The sequence below is a fragment of the uncultured Exiguobacterium sp. genome (assembly GCF_964277885.1).
Classification (GTDB): domain Bacteria; phylum Bacillota; class Bacilli; order Exiguobacteriales; family Exiguobacteriaceae; genus Exiguobacterium_A.
Map to the genome: position 1 here is coordinate 349,725 of NZ_CAXYJR010000005.1, position 18,478 is coordinate 368,202.

At 46.5% G+C, this 18,478-nt stretch carries 19 protein-coding genes; 10 read left to right on the plus strand and 9 right to left on the minus strand.

Annotated elements, in window-relative coordinates; genetic code table 11:
- A complete protein-coding gene (locus ACHWTJ_RS03465) occupies positions 1 to 1,284 on the plus strand; it encodes a methyl-accepting chemotaxis protein (protein WP_035396232.1) in 1,284 nt (427 codons plus the stop codon).
- Between the two features lie 215 nt (positions 1,285 to 1,499).
- On the plus strand, positions 1,500 to 3,182 hold the full coding sequence (locus ACHWTJ_RS03470) for a flagellin (protein ID WP_394679116.1): 1,683 nt from the start codon (positions 1,500 to 1,502) through the stop codon (positions 3,180 to 3,182).
- Between the two features lie 395 nt (positions 3,183 to 3,577).
- On the opposite strand, the gene ACHWTJ_RS03475 is transcribed toward ACHWTJ_RS03470, so the two are convergent.
- Entirely contained in the window at positions 3,578 to 4,411 is an 834-nt protein-coding gene (locus ACHWTJ_RS03475; RefSeq protein WP_394679117.1) for an endonuclease, read from the minus strand.
- 126 nt (positions 4,412 to 4,537) lie between these two features.
- Between ACHWTJ_RS03475 and ACHWTJ_RS03480 the strand changes: the two genes are divergently transcribed.
- Genes ACHWTJ_RS03480 through ACHWTJ_RS03500 form a run of 5 tightly spaced genes read left to right on the plus strand, consistent with a single transcriptional unit; the run spans position 4,538 to position 7,431 of the window.
- The gene (locus ACHWTJ_RS03480) at positions 4,538 to 4,894 is read left to right on the plus strand and encodes a flagellar protein FlaG (RefSeq protein WP_035396237.1); all 357 of its coding nucleotides are present in this window, start codon (positions 4,538 to 4,540) and stop codon (positions 4,892 to 4,894) included.
- Between the two features lie 20 nt (positions 4,895 to 4,914).
- Positions 4,915 to 6,486 carry a flagellar filament capping protein FliD gene (fliD, locus tag ACHWTJ_RS03485; RefSeq protein WP_394679118.1) on the plus strand — a complete coding sequence of 524 codons (1,572 nt, stop codon included), beginning with the start codon at positions 4,915 to 4,917 and terminating at the stop codon, positions 6,484 to 6,486.
- 22 nt (positions 6,487 to 6,508) lie between these two features.
- Positions 6,509 to 6,877 carry a flagellar export chaperone FliS gene (fliS, locus tag ACHWTJ_RS03490; RefSeq protein ID WP_294743850.1) on the plus strand — a complete coding sequence of 123 codons (369 nt, stop codon included), beginning with the start codon at positions 6,509 to 6,511 and terminating at the stop codon, positions 6,875 to 6,877.
- Entirely contained in the window at positions 6,841 to 7,227 is a 387-nt protein-coding gene (locus ACHWTJ_RS03495) for a hypothetical protein (RefSeq protein ID WP_394679119.1), read from the plus strand. Before fliS (ACHWTJ_RS03490) ends, ACHWTJ_RS03495 begins: the two co-directional genes overlap by 37 nt.
- 27 nt (positions 7,228 to 7,254) lie before the next feature.
- Positions 7,255 to 7,431 (plus strand): hypothetical protein, encoded by a 177-nt coding sequence (locus ACHWTJ_RS03500; RefSeq protein ID WP_394679120.1) that lies wholly within the window; start codon positions 7,255 to 7,257, stop codon positions 7,429 to 7,431.
- A 38-nt stretch (positions 7,432 to 7,469) separates the two neighbouring features.
- Here the strand turns inward: ACHWTJ_RS03500 and ACHWTJ_RS03505 are convergent, their stop codons facing one another.
- The 8 genes from ACHWTJ_RS03505 to ACHWTJ_RS03540 form a co-directional block, all read right to left on the minus strand.
- The gene (locus tag ACHWTJ_RS03505) at positions 7,470 to 9,203 is read right to left on the minus strand and encodes a diguanylate cyclase (RefSeq protein WP_394679121.1); all 1,734 of its coding nucleotides are present in this window, start codon (positions 9,201 to 9,203) and stop codon (positions 7,470 to 7,472) included.
- A 29-nt stretch (positions 9,204 to 9,232) separates the two neighbouring features.
- A complete protein-coding gene (locus tag ACHWTJ_RS03510; RefSeq protein ID WP_394679122.1) occupies positions 9,233 to 9,901 on the minus strand; it encodes a DUF2225 domain-containing protein in 669 nt (222 codons plus the stop codon).
- A gap of 24 nt (positions 9,902 to 9,925) precedes the next feature.
- Complete coding sequence (locus tag ACHWTJ_RS03515; RefSeq protein WP_053454195.1) at positions 9,926 to 10,366, minus strand: YaaR family protein; 441 nt, start codon at positions 10,364 to 10,366, stop codon at positions 9,926 to 9,928.
- 16 nt (positions 10,367 to 10,382) lie between these two features.
- Positions 10,383 to 11,270 carry a flagellin gene (locus ACHWTJ_RS03520; RefSeq protein ID WP_394679123.1) on the minus strand — a complete coding sequence of 296 codons (888 nt, stop codon included), beginning with the start codon at positions 11,268 to 11,270 and terminating at the stop codon, positions 10,383 to 10,385.
- Positions 11,267 to 11,659: a flagellar export chaperone FliS gene (fliS, locus tag ACHWTJ_RS03525; RefSeq protein ID WP_394679124.1), complete on the minus strand. Its 393-nt coding sequence runs from the start codon at positions 11,657 to 11,659 to the stop codon at positions 11,267 to 11,269. Before fliS (ACHWTJ_RS03525) ends, ACHWTJ_RS03520 begins: the two co-directional genes overlap by 4 nt.
- On the minus strand, positions 11,656 to 11,946 hold the full coding sequence (locus ACHWTJ_RS03530; protein WP_053454192.1) for an EscU/YscU/HrcU family type III secretion system export apparatus switch protein: 291 nt from the start codon (positions 11,944 to 11,946) through the stop codon (positions 11,656 to 11,658). The genes fliS (ACHWTJ_RS03525) and ACHWTJ_RS03530 overlap by 4 nt, the downstream gene beginning before the upstream one ends.
- Before the next feature lie 11 nt (positions 11,947 to 11,957).
- Positions 11,958 to 13,805 (minus strand): hypothetical protein, encoded by a 1,848-nt coding sequence (locus ACHWTJ_RS03535; protein WP_394679125.1) that lies wholly within the window; start codon positions 13,803 to 13,805, stop codon positions 11,958 to 11,960.
- A 94-nt stretch (positions 13,806 to 13,899) separates the two neighbouring features.
- A complete protein-coding gene (locus ACHWTJ_RS03540) occupies positions 13,900 to 14,406 on the minus strand; it encodes a competence protein ComK (protein ID WP_023469249.1) in 507 nt (168 codons plus the stop codon).
- A gap of 252 nt (positions 14,407 to 14,658) precedes the next feature.
- On the opposite strand from ACHWTJ_RS03540, the gene ACHWTJ_RS03545 reads away from it, so the two are divergent.
- From ACHWTJ_RS03545 to secA, 3 genes are all read left to right on the plus strand, one after another.
- Positions 14,659 to 14,859 (plus strand): cold shock domain-containing protein, encoded by a 201-nt coding sequence (locus ACHWTJ_RS03545; RefSeq protein WP_023469248.1) that lies wholly within the window; start codon positions 14,659 to 14,661, stop codon positions 14,857 to 14,859.
- 280 nt (positions 14,860 to 15,139) lie between these two features.
- Positions 15,140 to 15,703, plus strand: coding sequence for a ribosome hibernation-promoting factor, HPF/YfiA family (hpf, locus tag ACHWTJ_RS03550; RefSeq protein WP_023469247.1), 564 nt, complete (start codon positions 15,140 to 15,142; stop codon positions 15,701 to 15,703).
- A 216-nt stretch (positions 15,704 to 15,919) separates the two neighbouring features.
- A complete protein-coding gene (gene secA / locus ACHWTJ_RS03555; RefSeq protein WP_294743830.1) occupies positions 15,920 to 18,439 on the plus strand; it encodes a preprotein translocase subunit SecA in 2,520 nt (839 codons plus the stop codon).
- The last annotated feature ends 39 nt before the right edge of the window (positions 18,440 to 18,478 follow it).

An 18,478-nucleotide genomic window follows, 5' to 3' on the forward strand; every position in this document is an offset into this window, starting at 1 on the left:
ATGAAAAGATTTCGAAGAAACTTGAAGTTACGATTGTTCTTTTGGGTATTGGTGATCTCAGCTGTCACAAGTGGTATCTCAGCACAACTCGTCTTATATCTACATCGTGGGCTCGATGTCGCGGATACGAATGCGATCTGGGTTGGGGCGGGTATCGGTCTCCTCCTCTCTTTGATCGGAACGACGTTGACACAACTCATTCTCCGCCAGCCGATCAAAGCGATTGAAAAGGCGACCGAGACAGCGCGCGAAGTCGCAAACGGCAACTTCGATGTTGATTTTGAAGAAGCAAAACGTGGAGATGAAGTCGATCAGCTCATGCATGAGCTTGAAGTAATGGTCTTACATATCCGCAAACAAGCAACACAGATGGGTAGCTCAAGCGATAAATTAACTGCTTCAGCGCAAGAAATCGCAGCTGCTGTTCAAGAAGGTAACGCGTCTGGCGAAAGCATTCGTTCGGCGATGGCGGAACTATCCGCAAAAATGAACGAAAACGTCGATCAAGCTTATCTTTCGATGGATGCACTCGGTGCGGTCAAGCGGACAATGGATGAAGTCGCAGCAGAAATGAACGAAGCGTTGAAATCAGCGACGGTCATGCAAACGGAAGCGCAGAACGGAAAGACACTCGCGACGGATTCAGTCGAAGCGATGCATATGATTTCGAAGAAGATGGAGCAGTCAGCGACGCTCAACGGTCGATTGACGGATATGACAGGTGAGATCTCGCGCATTACGGACGTCATCAGTGACATTTCTGCTCAGACGAATTTACTCAGCTTGAATGCTTCGATTGAAGCGGCACGTGCGGGTGAAGCAGGTCGTGGTTTTGCCGTCGTTGCAGCAGAAGTTAAGAAACTCGCAGAACAAACTGCAACATCAGCAAAAGAGATCACGGATCTGATTTCAGGCGTCAAACGTCTTGTCAATGATACAGCGAACGCAATGACGGATGTCCAAAATGAAGTCGCAACAGGTGTCGGTCTTGTCGAACAAGCCGGTTCGTCATTTGAAGAGATCCATCATTCGACGGAGCATGTCTACTCACGCGTGAAATCGGTCGACCAACTCGTCGTCAAATCGGATCAAGAGATTGATCAAGTCGGTCTGACGACAGCGAACATCCTCGCGATGGTCGAAGAGGCATCCAAACACGCGGAGCAAGTCTTGCAAGCATCAAGTCATCAAGCGGCTTCGCTCGGTGAAGTCAATGGAGCGATGGAAGAACTAGTTGCGGTAGCGGAGCAATTACAGGAAGAGACAGGCGCGACGCGTCTTTAAGTAATGAGAAATCGTACATCCTAAAACAGGATGTACGATTTTTTTTGGATTTTTTTGAAAAAAGCATTAAACATTTCGAAGGGACGACGATATATAGGGTGGAAGCAGTCATCGACTAATTCTACCGTGTCACCCTTGGGCCGGCTAGGGGGCACATCTCGGAGAAGACGGATCTTCGAAGAGACAAAAAACTAATCCTATGGAGGGAAATTACAATGATTATCAATCACAACATTACAGCGCTTAATACGCATGGTAAACTGTCTTCAGCTTCTGCTGCACAAAGTAAATCAATGGAAAAATTAGCTTCGGGTCTTCGTATCAACCGTGCAGGTGATGATGCAGCAGGTCTTGCAATCTCTGAAAAAATGCGTGCTCAGGTTCGTGGACTTGACCAAGCGTCACGTAACGCACAAGACGGAATTTCATTGATTCAAACAGCTGAGGGTGCATTGAACGAAACTCACGATATTCTTCAACGTGTTCGTGAACTCGCGGATCAATCAGCAAACGGTACAAACACAAACGATGATCGTAAAGCGATTCAAGATGAAGTTAAACAGTTAAAAGAGGAAATTGATCGCATCGGTAATACTACTGAATTCAACACACAAAAATTGTTGAATGGTAGTTTAAAATCTGCTTTAGGTTCTATTGTTGGAAGTAATTCGACTACGAGTTCAGTTGTAGGGAAACTCGAATCTGGTAAAATGACAGCAGCACAAGCTCTTGCTGCAGATTTATCTTCAACTACATTTGGTAAAGATACTTTTGATATCGATGGTCATAAAGTTGATGTAAACTGGGATACATTACTTTCGCAAACAGAAAAAGATCAAATTAAAGCAACGACTGCAACTTCTGGAATCGCACAACTTAACTCAGTTAAAGATTTACTGACTAATAAGCTTAATGAAGCAATTGATCAGTATAACTCATCAAATCCTGCTGGTGCTACAGTTCAGCATATTGAAGGCTATTTAGATTCAGCAACTGCCGCATCAGCGAAACTAGTACTTAAAAGTGGTAGTCAAGGAACAGATTCTGCAGTTCAATTGGTAACTTCTTCAGGAGCTACTGGAGTAGGTGCGTTAATCGCATCTAATACAGCAGGTGATGTATCAGATCCTGCTTCAACAGTTAACTACGGTACAAATAAATACAATGGTTCAACTGTAGCAAGTGGCGCTACTTTTGAAATGGATTTAAACGGCGTTAAAATGAAAGTTACTACAGGTGCTGCTATTAACAATACTACTACTATGGATGCAGCTGCTACAACAATTCAAACAGCAATAAAAACTGCTGTGGATAGCTATAATACGCTTCAAGGTAAGTCAGCTGGACAAGAAGGGTTTGTTGAGGCAATTAAGGTTACTGCTTCTAAAGATGGACGTTTCCAAGTAAGCAGCGAGAGTGGAACGGTGAATTTCAAAGATTATGAAGGAAAAAGCGATGTTTTAAATCTAGGACTCTCACAAGCTCAAACTGAAAGCGCTGGTGGCGGTGGAATGTCATTCCAAATTGGTGCTAATAAAGGTCAATCAATTTCAGTAGGATTAAACGACATGAGAACTGCTGCGTTGGGTCTCTCGGGTGTTGATGTTTCTACAAAAGAAGGTGCATCTTCTTCTTTAGATTCTTTAGATAAAGCGATTAAAAATGTTTCGTCTGAAAGATCTAAACTTGGTGCTGTTCAAAACCGTCTCGAACACACAATTAACAATCTCAAAACATCTTCTGAAAACCTAACAGCGGCTGAATCACGCGTTCGTGACGTTGACATGGCAAAAGAAATGATGAACCAAACGAAGAACTCGATTCTTGCACAAGCTGCACAAGCAATGTTGGCTCAATCGAATCAAACACCACAGGGCGTTCTCCAACTCCTTCGATGATTGATTCTACCGGGCGTCTAATCTGGTAACGGATTAGATCATGACTGGGTGAATTGCTGGAACTCCTGAGAGCCTTGATGTACGACAACGTGGCTGGAAACGGCGAGCGTGACCGTTCTGAAAAACATCAAGGATTGGACAATCAGCAGCCAAGCACCTGTAGGGAAACCTTGGTGAAGGTTCAACGACTAGGATATACGACCTAATGGACACGTCCGATGGTTATGAAATCCGTACTCCGTAAACGGCGGGGGAAGTGCCCAGCTCCTTGAACTTCAAGGATGAAGATATAGTCTTATCATTAGCGAAAGCTAATGCGCGTAGCAAGCGAACCAACAGCCGCAAGGCGTTCTCCAATTACTCCGTTAATCGTAATTGGTCACATATCGTTTACTTCAGGTCACGGACTCGTTCCGTGGCCTTTTTATCGTAGAATGCTTTGCATAAATCGACCAAACAGAGCGATTTAATCGTTTTGCTATGTCTTGGATTGATACGCCAGCTGCTTCAAGTGCTATCAACTGCTCGACTTCTGATGAACTGAAGTAACGGTTTGTTTTAGTACTAATGACTTCATGATTTGGATGCTCTTGTTGGATAATCTTGAACCGACTCGTCCAGTCTAGTTTGTATGAAAAAACGATTAAGTCATCGGGATAAGGAAGTAAACGATTGAGAAATTGCATCGTATCTTCAAAACGAGTCGTTCGTAAATAATAGCCCGATCCATTGGGGATGTTTGCTACTTGAAAGCGTAACTTGAATTGATGATTTAACCAGTCGCAAAACGATAATAGGGATGATTTTGAAAAGGATTGAAGATAAAGCGCAATGGTAGGCGTCACGATCAATTGTTGTTTCGAATTATATCGTTTCGATACAATCAATGATCCATCATCGAGATAAAGCGTCATTAAAAAATACGGATGTCGGCAACGAGGGAATAGAGAAAGGGGAATATCCTTTTGATCAGAAGGATAGAAGTACGGATACAATTCCGTAAACAAAGGGAGTGAACGAGAGACCGAATTATTTTGCCTGATGTAAAATAAATCTGGTAAGTGTTTTTGTTTCCATTCTCGATAAAATCTTTGCTTCTCCCCGAAATGCTCACGATAACTATTATTTTTTCGACGTGAGCGAGGATAGCACTTGGTAATCTCACCATCCCCCAAAATACTAGCCAGTAGAATCGCTTGCTGTGTTGGAGTCAATTCATCAATCAGCATTAAAACACCTTCTTTTGAAGAACATATGTTCCAAATACCCCGATTTGATGATCTTTAAAATAAAACTTATAAAACAGGAAGAATAGCCGATATACTACATAGAGAATAGACAAGGAGTGACAGACAATGAATTCCATCAATACGGAAATCCGGCTTCACCTGCCTTCGAACGTTTTACCCTATGAAGCGACGAAAAATGTCTTCGTCGAAGCGAACCAAGCAGAGTTGGAGGAAGATGGTGTCATTGTCTTACCGACTCCTCAGCACGTCCAAAAACTCGAAGTGGCGATTGAACAAGCGAATGTAAAGCTTGAATTGCAACGAACGGGATTGAAGTTCGTCAAACATGAAAAATTAAACGAGTATTATATTCAGGTCGTTGATACGAACGATAATGTCGTACAAGAGATTCCAAGTAAAAAGGAACTCGATTTCTTTGCTGCGTTTCTTGAATTCAACCAATTGATTGATAAACGGATTTAATAAGAGAAAGGACTGATTGGATGGCAGGGATCCGACTCAGCGGACTAGCGAGCGGCATTGACACCGAAACGATGATTAAACAATTGATGCAGGCGGAGCGTGCACCCGTCGATCGCTTATCGCAAAAGAAACAGACGATGACGTGGCAACGCGATGCCTATCGTGAAATGAACCGAGGGTTGCTCGATTTACGTTCTGCTGCGAGTGATATGTTGTTATCGAAAAATTATCAATCAAAGACGGTCACAAGCTCAAATCCGTCTGCGTTGACTGTATCGGCAAGTGCTGGAGCGCCATCTGGTAGTGTGACGATTGATAGTATCGATCAACTTGCCAGTGCGGCATCTGTGACATTAGTAGCGACGAGTGGGAAAAAGAGTGATACAACACTTGATGAAAGCGGACTGTTCACGAAAGATACTGACGGGAAAATCAATGTACAGATCAATACATTTGATGCGACAGGAAAAGCGGTGACTGAAACGCTGAAGTTCGATGCAACACAAAAGATTTCGGATTTAACAACAGCGATCAACAGTCAAAACAGTCTCGGAATGAACGCTGTATTCAATGATTTAACAGGAAAACTCGTCTTGACTAAAACGAGTACGGGTAATTTAAGTCCAGGTGGAGCTGATATTTCGATTGTCGATCTGTCGACGAACGCGACACTTGTTGACTCTACAAACGCAACATATGGTCGTGAAGGAAAAAACGCTGAATACACGATCGGTGGGCAAAAATTAGAGCAAACGACGAATACATTCACACAGAATGGATTGTCTATCACGTTGAACAATGTCACGGAGACGGCGACGACCATCAATACGACACTCGATATACAATCAAATTTTGATTCGATAAAGAAGTTCGTCGATAAATACAATGACATGGTTGATAAGATGAACAAGAAAGTCCGAGAAGAGAAGTACCGGGATTATCAACCATTGACTGACGCTCAGCGAAAAGAATTAAGCGAAGACGAAGTCAAGAAGTGGGAAGAAAAAGCGATGAGTGGTGTCTTGAAGAATGATTCCTACTTACGCGATGGTATGAATGATTTTCGCAGTACGTTGTCAGCGAAGATTGATACCGGCTATACGATTCCGTCTGCTTCAGGTCCTGTCGTACTAAGTTCACTATCACAAATCGGAATTACGTCGACGAGTGATTTTCGTGATGGTGGAAAAATCAAACTCGACGAAGCGAAATTAAAAGAGATGCTCGAAAAACATCCGGATGGCGTCTATCGTCTCTTTACGGCAGATGCACCCGCTAAAATCAAGCAAGCCGATGGAACGGAAATCGATAATCCGAATGGATTAAGTGGATTCGCTCGCCAAATTCAAACCTTTACGACGAATCTACGTGATAAGATTTCTAACGTCGCCGGGCGTGATGGATCCGTTGCGACGACCTACCGACTCGGGAAGTCGCTCGCTGACATTGATAAGAGTATGTTGTCTTGGGAAGACAAGCTCAAACGTAAAGAAGACAGTTACTATCGTCGATTCGCGGCGATGGAACAAGCGATGAACCAAGCAAACAGCCAATCGGCAACATTGACGAACTATTTGACACAAGGCCAGTAACCAGTAATAAGGAGGATCTCGCATGAATCCATATGCCACATACCAAACGAACTCTGTCACAACCGCATTACCGCAAGATTTGACGCTTATGCTGTATGAAGGATTGATCAAATTCGGAATGCTCGCGAAACGATCGATTGAACAGGGTTTAATCGAACAAAAAAATACGAACATCCAAAAAGCACAAGCGATCATCAGTGAACTTCAATTGACACTCAATCAGTCGATTGCATTATCCAAAGACTTGAACGCGCTTTATGATTATATGCAAGGGCGTTTGATGGATGCGAACGTCAAGAATGATGTCGCTGCGATCGAGGAAGTGATTGGCTTTGCGGAAGAGTTCCGAGAGACATGGAAAGAAGCGATGAAGCTCGCGAAGCAACGATGAGTCCGCTTGATCCGCTTCGCCTCAAGACGAAACGGTTGATGGAATTACTGGATCAGACGCCGAGCGAAGAGACGTATGATGATTGGATTGAAAAAATTCAACATCTGCTGAATGAGCGGGAAGCGTTCATTGCCGCACACTCCAATTTACTAGCCGGTGCAAATCAAGCAATCATTCAGGAGTTGGTAGCTGACAGTCGACAAATCGACTTGAAATTATCAGCGGAAACGGCTAAATTAGGGGTACAAATTAGTCAGTTGCGTCAAACGCAGTCGAGCCGGAAATCATACGTCGATCCGTATGAGGATGTCGACAATAGCTTTTCCCCGTATTTTGATTCGCGTCAGTAATGTTTTTGCGTGAGGGAGGAATCTTTCGTGAAGAAACAAGAGCAGGGTAAACGCCGTGCACCACAAACCTATTTTCAATCGGATGGTTCATATGATCAATTCATTGAACCGGATGTCGAGACGGAGTCGTGGGAAGCGCTCGAGCGTCCAATCTCGGAACAACCGGATGCGTATGAGGAAGAAAAGTATCGCCGTGAATCATAACACGATAAAAAGAACGGAATCCGCGGATTCCGTTCTTTTTATTTGAAGCGATAGGCGTTTTTATCTTCCTGTTTAACGGTATACATCGCTTCATCGGAGCGAATCAACAGGAGACTCGTCGTCGTGCCATCTTCTGGGTAACGTGCGATTCCGATCGAAGGCGTGACGTGCATCGTGTGTGCTTGATAAAGGAATACCTCATTCAGCCGTTTGAGAATACTTTCTGCGTAAAGGATCGTACCTGCGCGATTCCGGTGTAAGAAGACGATGAATTCATCGCCTCCAAGCCTTGCTGCCATCTCCGCTTCCTGCAAATCGGCTTCTAAGCGTCGTGCGGTCTCTTGTAGAACGAAGTCCCCGGCGTCATGACCGAACTGATCATTGATGCCTTTAAAACCATCTAAGTCGATGAACAATAACGATCCTTCTTGCCAATGTTTTAATTCATTCGATAGGACTTCCTCGAAATATCGACGATTCGGTAAGCCGGTGAGCGCGTCCTGGTATCCAAGCGAACGTAACATCCGTTCTTCCGTCAGAGCATGCGTGCGGTCCGCTAAGATGATGTAGAAGTCATGCTCGCGTGGAATCGAGATGACCGTCACTTCAAAGGCGCGTCCGTCGTCGAGTTGCATCAGTTGATGTTCGATTGGTGTTCCTTGCCAGCTGATCGGGACGATCTGTTCCATTAGCTGATCTGGAAGCTGTCCGGCAGGGAAATACTGTTCTGCGATTGGATTCATCGCTTTTTCATGACCATTGGCATCCATCCGAACGATCGGATAGGGATGATTCAAAAATAGCCGGCGGTACTCTTCCTTTCGCAATTCAAGGCGCTCCGTTTTTTCGCTGACGCGTTGCAATAACTCATTTTCCGAGAGGCTCAACTCACGCAAGAGTCGTGTGTTTTGGCGCTCAGAGAAAAATTGGCGTACGAAAAAGAGCGAGAAGAGACCAATGAGACTACTCCAGTAGATGGTAGATGGGATCGGCACGTACGAGATGCCACCAACGACGATCAAGAGACTGAGGTAGGGAAGGTACGAGATCGTCCATCGTTCAGAGGCTTCCGGCGAGTGCATTTTTCGATAATACTGCAAGAGACCGTATAAGCTGACCGGATACAACGGGAAGAACCAACTGGCTATCTCGAGCTGATCCCGGATGAAAAACGTATAGTAACCAAAAATCGCAAAGATGAACAACAGCATCGATTGAATCAGTAAGCGATGCGATTTATTGTGTAAGCCGGTCGTATAAAGTAAGAAGAAAAAGAACAGTTGTGCAATGAAGCTAAGTGCAAAACCGCTCATCCCCACGAGTTCAATGGAAGAACGAGCAATATCCGGTATATACCGTAAGATGATTGTATAGCCGAAGACGAATGTCATACCGAAGAGTAAAATCCCGTCGACGTATAGAAGCGGTAAGCGCCGGACCGTCGACCAATTGATTTGTTTCGCGAAAGTTATCGCTGTCAGGATAAAAAAGCCGGTAATCGTCAGGTTGACGACGGTATCGAGTTCTGGGGGGTGCCAGGCAGTTGGTAAGAAGCTGAAGGCGAAGTTCAAGATGATACCGATCGTGAACCACTCGATTGCTCGCCGGATGATTGGTAACGTTCCAGACGCACGAGCTATCCATGAGCAATAGAGAAGTCCGGTGATTGTACTGAAGACAGCAAAAATCGGACCAGCATGAAACCAGCTTGATCCGAGAATGGCAATGTACGTAACGATGACATACCACTGGACGCGAGACATGTGTCGCATGCATGATCCTCCTTTTTTATGTAGTTTCGTTAGACGTTATGTGTTTCACGATACAATTCCCAATGTTCCCGTGCTTCTTTTTTTGTCCGGTCCGACACGGTCTTACTTTGGAAGATGAGACCATACCATTGTTTTGCATCATCCGTCCGTTTTAAGACAGCATATAAGTCACTGATTCGCAGTAAGAGGACATCGTGAGGAATACCAGTACGAACAGCGTCGGTATAGTTGAGATACAGGGCTTCGTACTTCGTAACCGACCGTTCCATCCACTGTAATTCTTGTGCTTCGTCTCCGAGCATCCGGTACATCCAAGCGATCCGGACGCCGAGCATGGCAAGAATCGCTTCTTTTTGTCCGGTCACTTGCGCGGTATAGAGCGCTAATTTATATAGCTGTAAGGATTGTTCAATTGTTCGTTCCGTTGCTGCGAACGGTAATACCGGGAGCGTCAGCAAGATTTGCTCTTCGAGTGTCTGACGCACGTCCGTCCGCAACTTTTCAAACGATTCATGAAAGACGAAGCGACAGTGGGAACACTGGATCGGTTCGTACAGATAGGGATTCGATCCTTGGTAATGGACGAAGCCGTCAAAATCCGTTCGATCGACCCGAATATGACGAGACAAGACACGCTTCGTTTCTGTTTCTTTTAAGCAATAGGTACACTTACATTTTTTTAAATACAACTCAGGCATGGATAGTCTCCTCGTGTTGTCGGATTAGACAAAGACGTTAACGAGCATGCCTTTGATTTCACCGACTTGATCTAAAATATCAAGTCGTCTTGATTCTCCAGATAAGACGGTGTCCGTCAATTGCAACAGCTTTGTATCGACCTGTTCGACGACTTTATAGATTTTCGTCCGTCCGCGGCGATTAAAGCCACGTTTCTCTTCTAGTTGTTGTGACTGATCCAGTGCATCCTTCAGGAAGTCCTTGATCTTCTCCTTGTAGCTCTCTAGGTTTTCGATCGTGTGACTCTCAGCAAGGAGTTGACCATGTTCTTCAACGAGCAGTAACTTTTGCTGGAGACGTTCATAACCTTTATGTTCTCGTTTATCCTGCATTAAGGCAGAGAAGGTCGTCGATGCCTCGACTTCCCTAGGACCGGACCGAGCTGCCTGAAGTCGTTGGGTTTCTTGAATGCGGCGAATGTCCATAAATGACACTTCCTTCTTAGTTGAGTAGTTGCAAGACGCCTTGCGGTAATGCGTTCGCTTGGGCAATCATGGCCATACCGGATTGGTTGAGTATGTTATATTTCGCATACTCCATCATCTCCCGTGCCATATCGGTATCGCGAATCCGTGACTCGGACGCCGTCAAGTTCTCACGGCTAATACCGAGGACGGAATTCGTTGCTTCAAAACGGTTCTGAATCGCACCAAGCTTCGCACGTTGATTTGACACACTATCAATGGCCTTTGTATAAAGAGAAACAGCAGTGTCTGCGTTGTTACTTGTCATGACGCTCAAAGCATATTCGTTCGTACCACTCGTGTCCGTCATGGCGACACTTCCCGTTGCTGGAGCAGTTGTCGTACTGATGCCGAGCGCCAGCCCACGCATGTCTTCGACTGTAACTGAGATACCTTCGTTCGCCCCAGCATTCGTTTGAATGAAGAGGGCGCTTTTCCCTTCAGCGAAGTCACCCGTTAGGATATCCTTGCCGTTAAACTGGGTCGTCTTCGCGATCCGTGTCACTTCATTCGTCAACTGGTCGATTTCGGATTGGATCGACGAACGATCTTCAGGAGCAAGCGTTCCGTTACCTGCTTGGACAGCGAGTTCACGCATCCGTTGTAAAAGACTGTGTGTTTCGTTCATGCCACCTTCTAACGTTTGTACCATCGAGATGCCATCGAGAACGTTTTGTTCCGCTTTATCGAGTGCTTGCAAGCGATTCCGCATCTTTTCAGAGATGGCGAGACCGGCTGCATCGTCCGCAGCACGGTTAATCTTCTGACCGCTTGAGAGTTTATCCATCGTTGTCTTGACATTTAATTGATTCGCCGTCAGGTTGCGATACGCCTTTAGTGCTTGGACATTGTTTGAGATTTTCATTCGTATGCCATCCTTTCATATCCTGCATGATGGGCTGCCCGAGCGAGCGGGCGCTTATTTGTACTTGCTGCTTGCCATGTAACCAGCAGTTCTTCAGCAAGGAAAAGTACTTCCGTGAGCACGTGATGTTCTGTGTAAGCGCGAAGCGTCTGTTGACCGAGGTAGAAGTACAAGGCTTCGAGTTGAGACGTGATGATTCCGCCGTCGTCATGCAGTCCTTCCGAGAGCTTCGCCAGTAGCGCGTAGGCTTTTTGCAGACGTTCATTCATGTGGTCAAACGCTTTTGCTTCAATCGCCATCATTGCCTGTTCGTACTGAAAGACAAGTCCTTGCAACATCTTTTCCGTCAATTGTTGTGGGGTCATCTGATACAGTTCTTGTTCTGTCATGTCTGTCGTCCTTTCGCGTGGTCCAGTTCTTCGATCAATAAGAGGAGTTCTGCCATGACGTCGTAGAGTTGCGGTGGAATCGCGGTCCCAAGGTCGAGATCGAGCAGGTGACCGAGTAACGAAGTATCGTGTTCAACAGCGATTCCGTTGGCGCGAGCTTCCTGCAAGATCCGGTCTGCCGCTTGTCCTGTCGCGCGAGCAACGACGACAGGTGCTTGTCCGGATGCTTCATCGTAACGCAAGACGGCAGCAGATTTTCGGTGCTTCAAATCGATTTTCTGGTACATGGCTTCCTCCTTTAAATCCGGTAATCGTACCCGTTTGGCGTCTCATCCTTTTGTTTGACGACGTCTTGTCGTTCTTCTTTCGTGAACGGTCGGAACTGAATCCGGACATCCTGATAACCGGTCGCTTCTAAGGCATCCGTGGTTCGTTCAAGGAACGGTGCAGCGAGTCGCTCGAGAATCGGGAGATCGTTTTCGATCGTGATTTGCATCTTCCGGTTGACGGTTTCGACACGTACGCCAATATCACCGAGACGTTTTGTATTCAGCTGGACGTACAACGTATTGTTTTCCCAGTCGATTACTTCATCCGGTCGCTTGTTTTGAAGGTGAACATGAAGACCGGCCGTCGCTTCGACGATCTGTACCGGAAGCGATAATAGAATCTGATTCAACTGTTGTTGATTATCAGGCTTATTGATTTGCTGTTGTGTTGTCAAGAACGATTGGAGCTTTGAAGCTTCCGGATTGAGAGTTGGGGCTGCGAGCTTCAACTCGGCACTTTGTAGCTGCAATGCTTTTTGAACCGTTTCTTGTAGAACCCGCGGACTGTTTTGTTTTGGCTCATACGGTATGAGCTTTACCGGTGCGTCACTTGACGTTCGTGTGCTTGGTGCGTTCCATTCCGGTAAATAGGTCGGACGGACGTTCGCTGGTGCGTAGCGGAAGGCTTCAAAGCCCGTCCGGACTTCTTGCAGTAGTGCCTTCGCTTCTGTTCCACGACCAAGGGAAGCGAGTTCAGCGCCGCGTTCGAGTTTTGACAAGAAATGAATCAACTGTTTTTCATCCCGCATCGTCGTATGCAGCATCGCGTCCGTCTGCTGGAACATCTGCTTCAAGCGATGTGCTGTACTTTCGATGACAGCAACCATTTGCACCGGGCGGGACTCAACAAGTGGTTCGATTTGCCGTAGTTGCGATACGATCGTTCGCTGTTGGCTCTTGAAGTCGTTCGTCACCTCCGCTAAACGAGGCGTCACCTCTCGGACGAGGGTCAGAGCTGAACGCGTCGCAGTTGTCGTTGCGGACTCGACCGGACTTGCAGCACGTGCCGTTAGACCAATCAGTTGTTCACGGACACTCGTCTTCGTCTCGAGTGGAGCTTGCGGGAAGTGAGGTGTCAGTTGTTTACGGACCGTTTCGACGTCTCCTTGCTCAAGCGCCGTAATGAGTGCGGGACGTTCCTTCGCTGGTAAGTGTTCAATATACTGACGCATGTGCAGCGGTGTCGCGGTCTCGATATCATGCTGCGTCGGTAAAGTGGCGCGTGCGACGTCAAGCGCAACGGCTTTTTCAAACGTCGGTTGGTCGCGTAAGGCTTCGCGTTCCGGGAGGACATCGACAAAGTCTTCTGTCGTCGCTAACAGGCTATCAATCAATAATTCTGCTTCCGGTGGAAGGGAGTTGTCAGGACGCGAAACGAGTTCAAGGACAAGATCCTTGTAGCTGCCTTGTAAAGCCGTGACCAGTTGGGCGACGACTTCCGGTGTTTGAGGCAACTGACCGCTCGCAAGAAGTTTTGCGACAGCTGGTTTCAGTTCTGCTGGCACGCCTTCGAGTAAAGCAGGATCGACGTTTGACGGAATCGAGACGGCGGACGGTGTTTCAGCGTCAGGTCCTGAGACCGTCGGTAGCTGTTCAATCAGATAACCTTCTGCCGTTTGACCTTTTACTTTAAACTGGAAATCACCTGTCGGAACATCTCCAGTGAATGTCATCTCGATTTTATCCCGTCCGACTTGAACGAGCGCCGTATGCGGTCCGGTTTGTTCTAAGACGGTTCCTTTATATGTCTTCGTCTCCGAAAGAACGGTTTGTCCGGCAGGTACCGTCGAACGAGCTGGATTCAACTGGATATTCATCAAACGTCCTCCTTTTTTCAAAATACATCATCTTATTATATATCGGCAGAAACGAAAAAGGGTTGAGCGAAAATATCGCCCAACCTTCGTTTTTTCAAGATTTGATTGCATTAAAGCGTTCCTCTAATGTCATCGCGTTCAATTGTTGATAGCGAGCCATAAGCTCACCTGTTGCTTTCATTTGGTTGCGGACGATGTAAGGAGAGGCGTTCACGGGAAGGATCATGCCATTGCGGGTCTTCAGCTTAGTCTGTCCATCCTCTTCGAGGACATCAATCATATGACTCCAAGCGTACCATTCGCAATCATCACGTTTCGGTGATTTGGTAGGGAAAAAGACGAGGCCGAGTGACGGTTCGATGACAATCGGGACTTTTCCTTTCACGGATGCGACACGTTTTGCGGTGACGATCCGTTCCTCAATAGAACTATTGTACTGCCTGCACGATAATTGCAACAGTTGATACGGTCGAAGTGGCGTCATGATGGTAGAACCATCTTCTAAAACGATGATGGACTGCTTCATCATGTCGTAGCAAGGTAAGATTGCTACGGTCCGCTTCGTGATTCGATACTTTTCATCATTATGGAATGGTCGCATGTCGACTACATCCTCCTCAAATGGGACAATGGATAAAACAGGTAATTACTAACGATATAATACAATATTACAAATGTAATGACAATGTAATTTTTTGAAATATAGAACAATGTCTTGGTGGAAATTGATAATTACGTGGTAATGGTTTCTAAATAATCAGAATTTTTAATTGTCAATAATTCCTTCTTTTGATAGACTAATTCGTGAGAGCTTGCTCTCGTACTCTGGTTTGCGAAGGGAACGTGAATTCGAATGGAACAAGGTAAAGTTAAATGGTTTAATGCTGAAAAGGGTTATGGATTCATCGAAACGTCTGACGCGAAAGACGTCTTCGTACACTTCTCAGCGATTCAAGTCGATGGTTATAAATCACTTGAAGAAGGCGAAGAAGTGGAATTTGAAATCGTTGAAGGCGATCGTGGTCCACAAGCTGCGAACGTTTCAAAGATCTAATCCAATAGCAGCCGCCACCGTTTTTAGGCCCTCCGCCTAAAAGCGGTTTTTTGTTTTAAATCTGTTTGAAACGGGTATATACGTTAACATCAACATGCTTCAATATTATCGTACGCTAAGAATCGAAGTGAATGTTCATGAGAATGTCATCGTTTTCATGGTCTTCCTTCACTTATCGTGCTATAATAAAAATGAACCAAAGAATTTCGAATATTCAGAAGGAAACGACTGGATCATCTCGAATTCATAGGTTCAACCGGTTACTTAAGGAGGAGTTTACATGATCTACAACATTCGCGGTGAAAACTTGGACGTCACAGATGCTCTCAAGGATTACGTCGAGAAAAAGCTTGAAAAGTTAACTCGTTATTTTACAACTCCTACGGAAGCGCAAACGGCTTATGTCAATCTCAAAGTCAACAATGAGAAGCAAAAAGTCGAAGTGACGATTCCAATGCCAAACCTCTTGCTCCGTGCAGAGGATATCAATGGCGATATGTATGCAGCAATCGACCTCGTCGTCGATAAGCTCGAACGTCAAATCCGAAAACACAAAACAAAGTTGAACCGGAGAGGACGCGCTAAAGAAGGCGGCATCGGAGAGTACTTCAAAACGCTCGAAGGACCGGAAGCGGAAGCGCCAGTCTATGAAGAGGACGAGGCAGAACTCGAACTCGTTCGGACGAAGCGTTTCACACTCAAACCAATGGACACGGAAGAAGCGATTCTTCAGATGGACATGCTCGGGCACGCATTCTTCGTCTTCTCAGACGCAGAAACGGGCAACACGAACGTCGTCTACCGTCGTAAGGATGGGCGTTACGGTTTGATTGAACCAGAATAATGAATGCAACAGGGACTCGCTCTTACGGGCGAGTCCCTTTTTGATATGATGGAAAACTATTTTTAAACACGATACGTTTGCTCTACGACAAAAGACCGAGACCGCTACTTGGTCCGCTTGTTGAAATTTGACGTCGTATTCGGTACACTGAATAAAGGAAAAATCTCGGAATTCTGTTCGTTCAAAGAATCGTTCGAAGTAAGGGGACTGTAAGGCATGGCTAATTTTCTAAAAGAATTATTTGCACCAACGAAACGTGTCCTGAAGAAAGCCGAAAAAGCAGCAGACGCTGTGGAAGCGCTCGAGACACAAATCGGTGCGTTATCGGATCAAGAACTCGAAGGAAAAGTCGTTGAATTCCGTGAGCGTCTCGCTAACGGAGAAGACTTAGATGATATTTTACCGGAAGCTTTCGCGGTCTGTCGCGAAGTTTCGACACGCGTTCTCGGCATGCGCCACTACCGCGTTCAGTTGATTGGTGGCTATGTCCTCCACAACGGGGATATCGCCGAAATGAAGACCGGGGAAGGTAAGACACTCGTCGCAACACTCCCTGTCTATTTGAATGCTCTCGCTGGCAACGGCGTTCACGTCGTTACCGTCAACGAATATCTCGCAAAACGTGACCGTGATATCATGGAGCCTCTTTATGCGGCACTTGGTCTATCGGTCGGCTTGAATCTCTCAAGCATGTCGCGTCAAGAAAAACAAGCAGCCTATAGCTGTGACATCACGTACGGAACGAACAACGAGTTCGGTTTCGATTACTTGCGTGACAACATGGTCCTCTATAAGGAAGACCGCGTTCAACGTCCACTCAGTTATGCCGTCGTCGATGAAGTCGACTCGATTCTCGTCGATGAAGCGCGGACTCCGCTCATCATCTCAGGATCGGCCGAAAAATCGACAGCGCTCTATTCGCAAGCCGATGCGTTCGCGAAAATCATGAAGGCAGATGAAGACTACACGGTCGACATCAAAACGAAAAGTGTCTTATTGACGGAGCAAGGGATCGACCGTGCCGAGAAATACTTCGGCATCGATAACTTGTTTGGTCTCGACCACGTCTCACTCAACCATCACTTGAGCCTCGCACTGCGGGCGAACGCCGTCATGCACCGTGACGTCGACTACATGGTCCGTGAAGACGAAGTCATGATCATCGACCAGTTCACAGGTCGTGTCATGGAAGGACGTCGTTACTCAGAAGGTCTACACCAAGCGATCGAAGCGAAGGAAGGCGTCGAGATTCAACGCGAATCGATGACACTTGCGACAATCACGTACCAAAACTTCTTCCGGATGTATACGAAGCTTGCTGGGATGACCGGTACAGCGAAGACGGAGGAAGAAGAGTTCCGTAACATCTACAACATGCACGTCGTACCGGTTCCGACGAACAAACCGGTCGTCCGAAACGATATGCCGGATTTGATCTTCAAGACGATGAACGGGAAGTTCGCTGCCGTCGCAGACGAAATCGAACGTGCCCACCGCGAAGGACAGCCTGTCCTCGTTGGTACGGTTGCCGTTGAGACGTCGGAGTTGCTCAGTAACATCCTCAAAAAACGTGGCATCCGTCACGAAGTCTTGAACGCGAAGAACCACGCACGTGAAGCAGAAATCATCGAGAACGCCGGTCAAGCGAACTCGGTCACGATCGCAACAAACATGGCCGGCCGTGGTACCGACATCAAACTCGGTCAAGGTGTCTTAGAAAAAGGCGGTCTTTACATCCTCGGAACAGAGCGTCATGAATCACGCCGTATTGATAACCAGCTCCGTGGTCGTGCCGGTCGTCAAGGAGACCCGGGGGCATCACAATTCTATCTCTCACTTGAAGATGAGTTGATGCGTCGTTTCGGTTCTGATTCGTTGCAGTCGATGATGGATCGTCTCGGAATGGATGATTCACAACCGATCGAGAGCCGGATGGTATCTCGTGCCGTTGAATCAGCTCAAAAACGCGTCGAAGGAAACAACTTTGATGCGCGGAAGCAAGTCCTCGGATACGATAACGTCATGGCGGACCAACGGAAAGTCATGTACGCGGACCGGGCAGCGATTCTCGATGCCGGTTCCGTGTCAGACATCGTTCGTCCGATGATCGAATCAACGATTGAAGCAGGCGTTCATCAGTACACGCCGGTCGAGTTCGTACCGGAAGAATGGAGCATCGGTGCACTTGCGGAGTGGGCGAACCAGACGCTTGCAATCGAAGAGAAGGTCACTGAAAGCGACCTCTTCGGAAAAGAACGTGAAGAAATCATTGAGGTGCTCAAAGAGCGCACGTTCGCACACTACGAGCACAAACGTTCAGAAGTCCCAGCCGAAGCATTTGATGAGTTCGAAAAAGTCATCGTTCTTCGTGCTGTTGACCAACACTGGATGAACCACATCGATCAAATGGATCAACTTCGTGAAGGGATTCATCTCCGGGCATACGGTCAAAACGACCCGCTCCGTGAATACCAATCGGAAGGTTCGATGATGTTTGATGCGATGAATGCTGCGATCGCTGAAGAAGTGACACAATTCGTCCTTCGGGCAGATCTTGATCCGAACCTCAAACGCGAAAAAGTCGTTCAAGACGAAGTCGCCGTTTCGGGTAAGGAAGACAAAGCGGTCAAGAAAAAACCGGTCCGGAAAAATCCAAACGACCAAATCGGACGCAATGATCCGTGCTGGTGTGGATCTGGTAAGAAATATAAGAACTGTCACGGCCGTCAGGCATAAGTGATGAATCGACTGAAAGAGAGGCAGGAGATTCCTGCC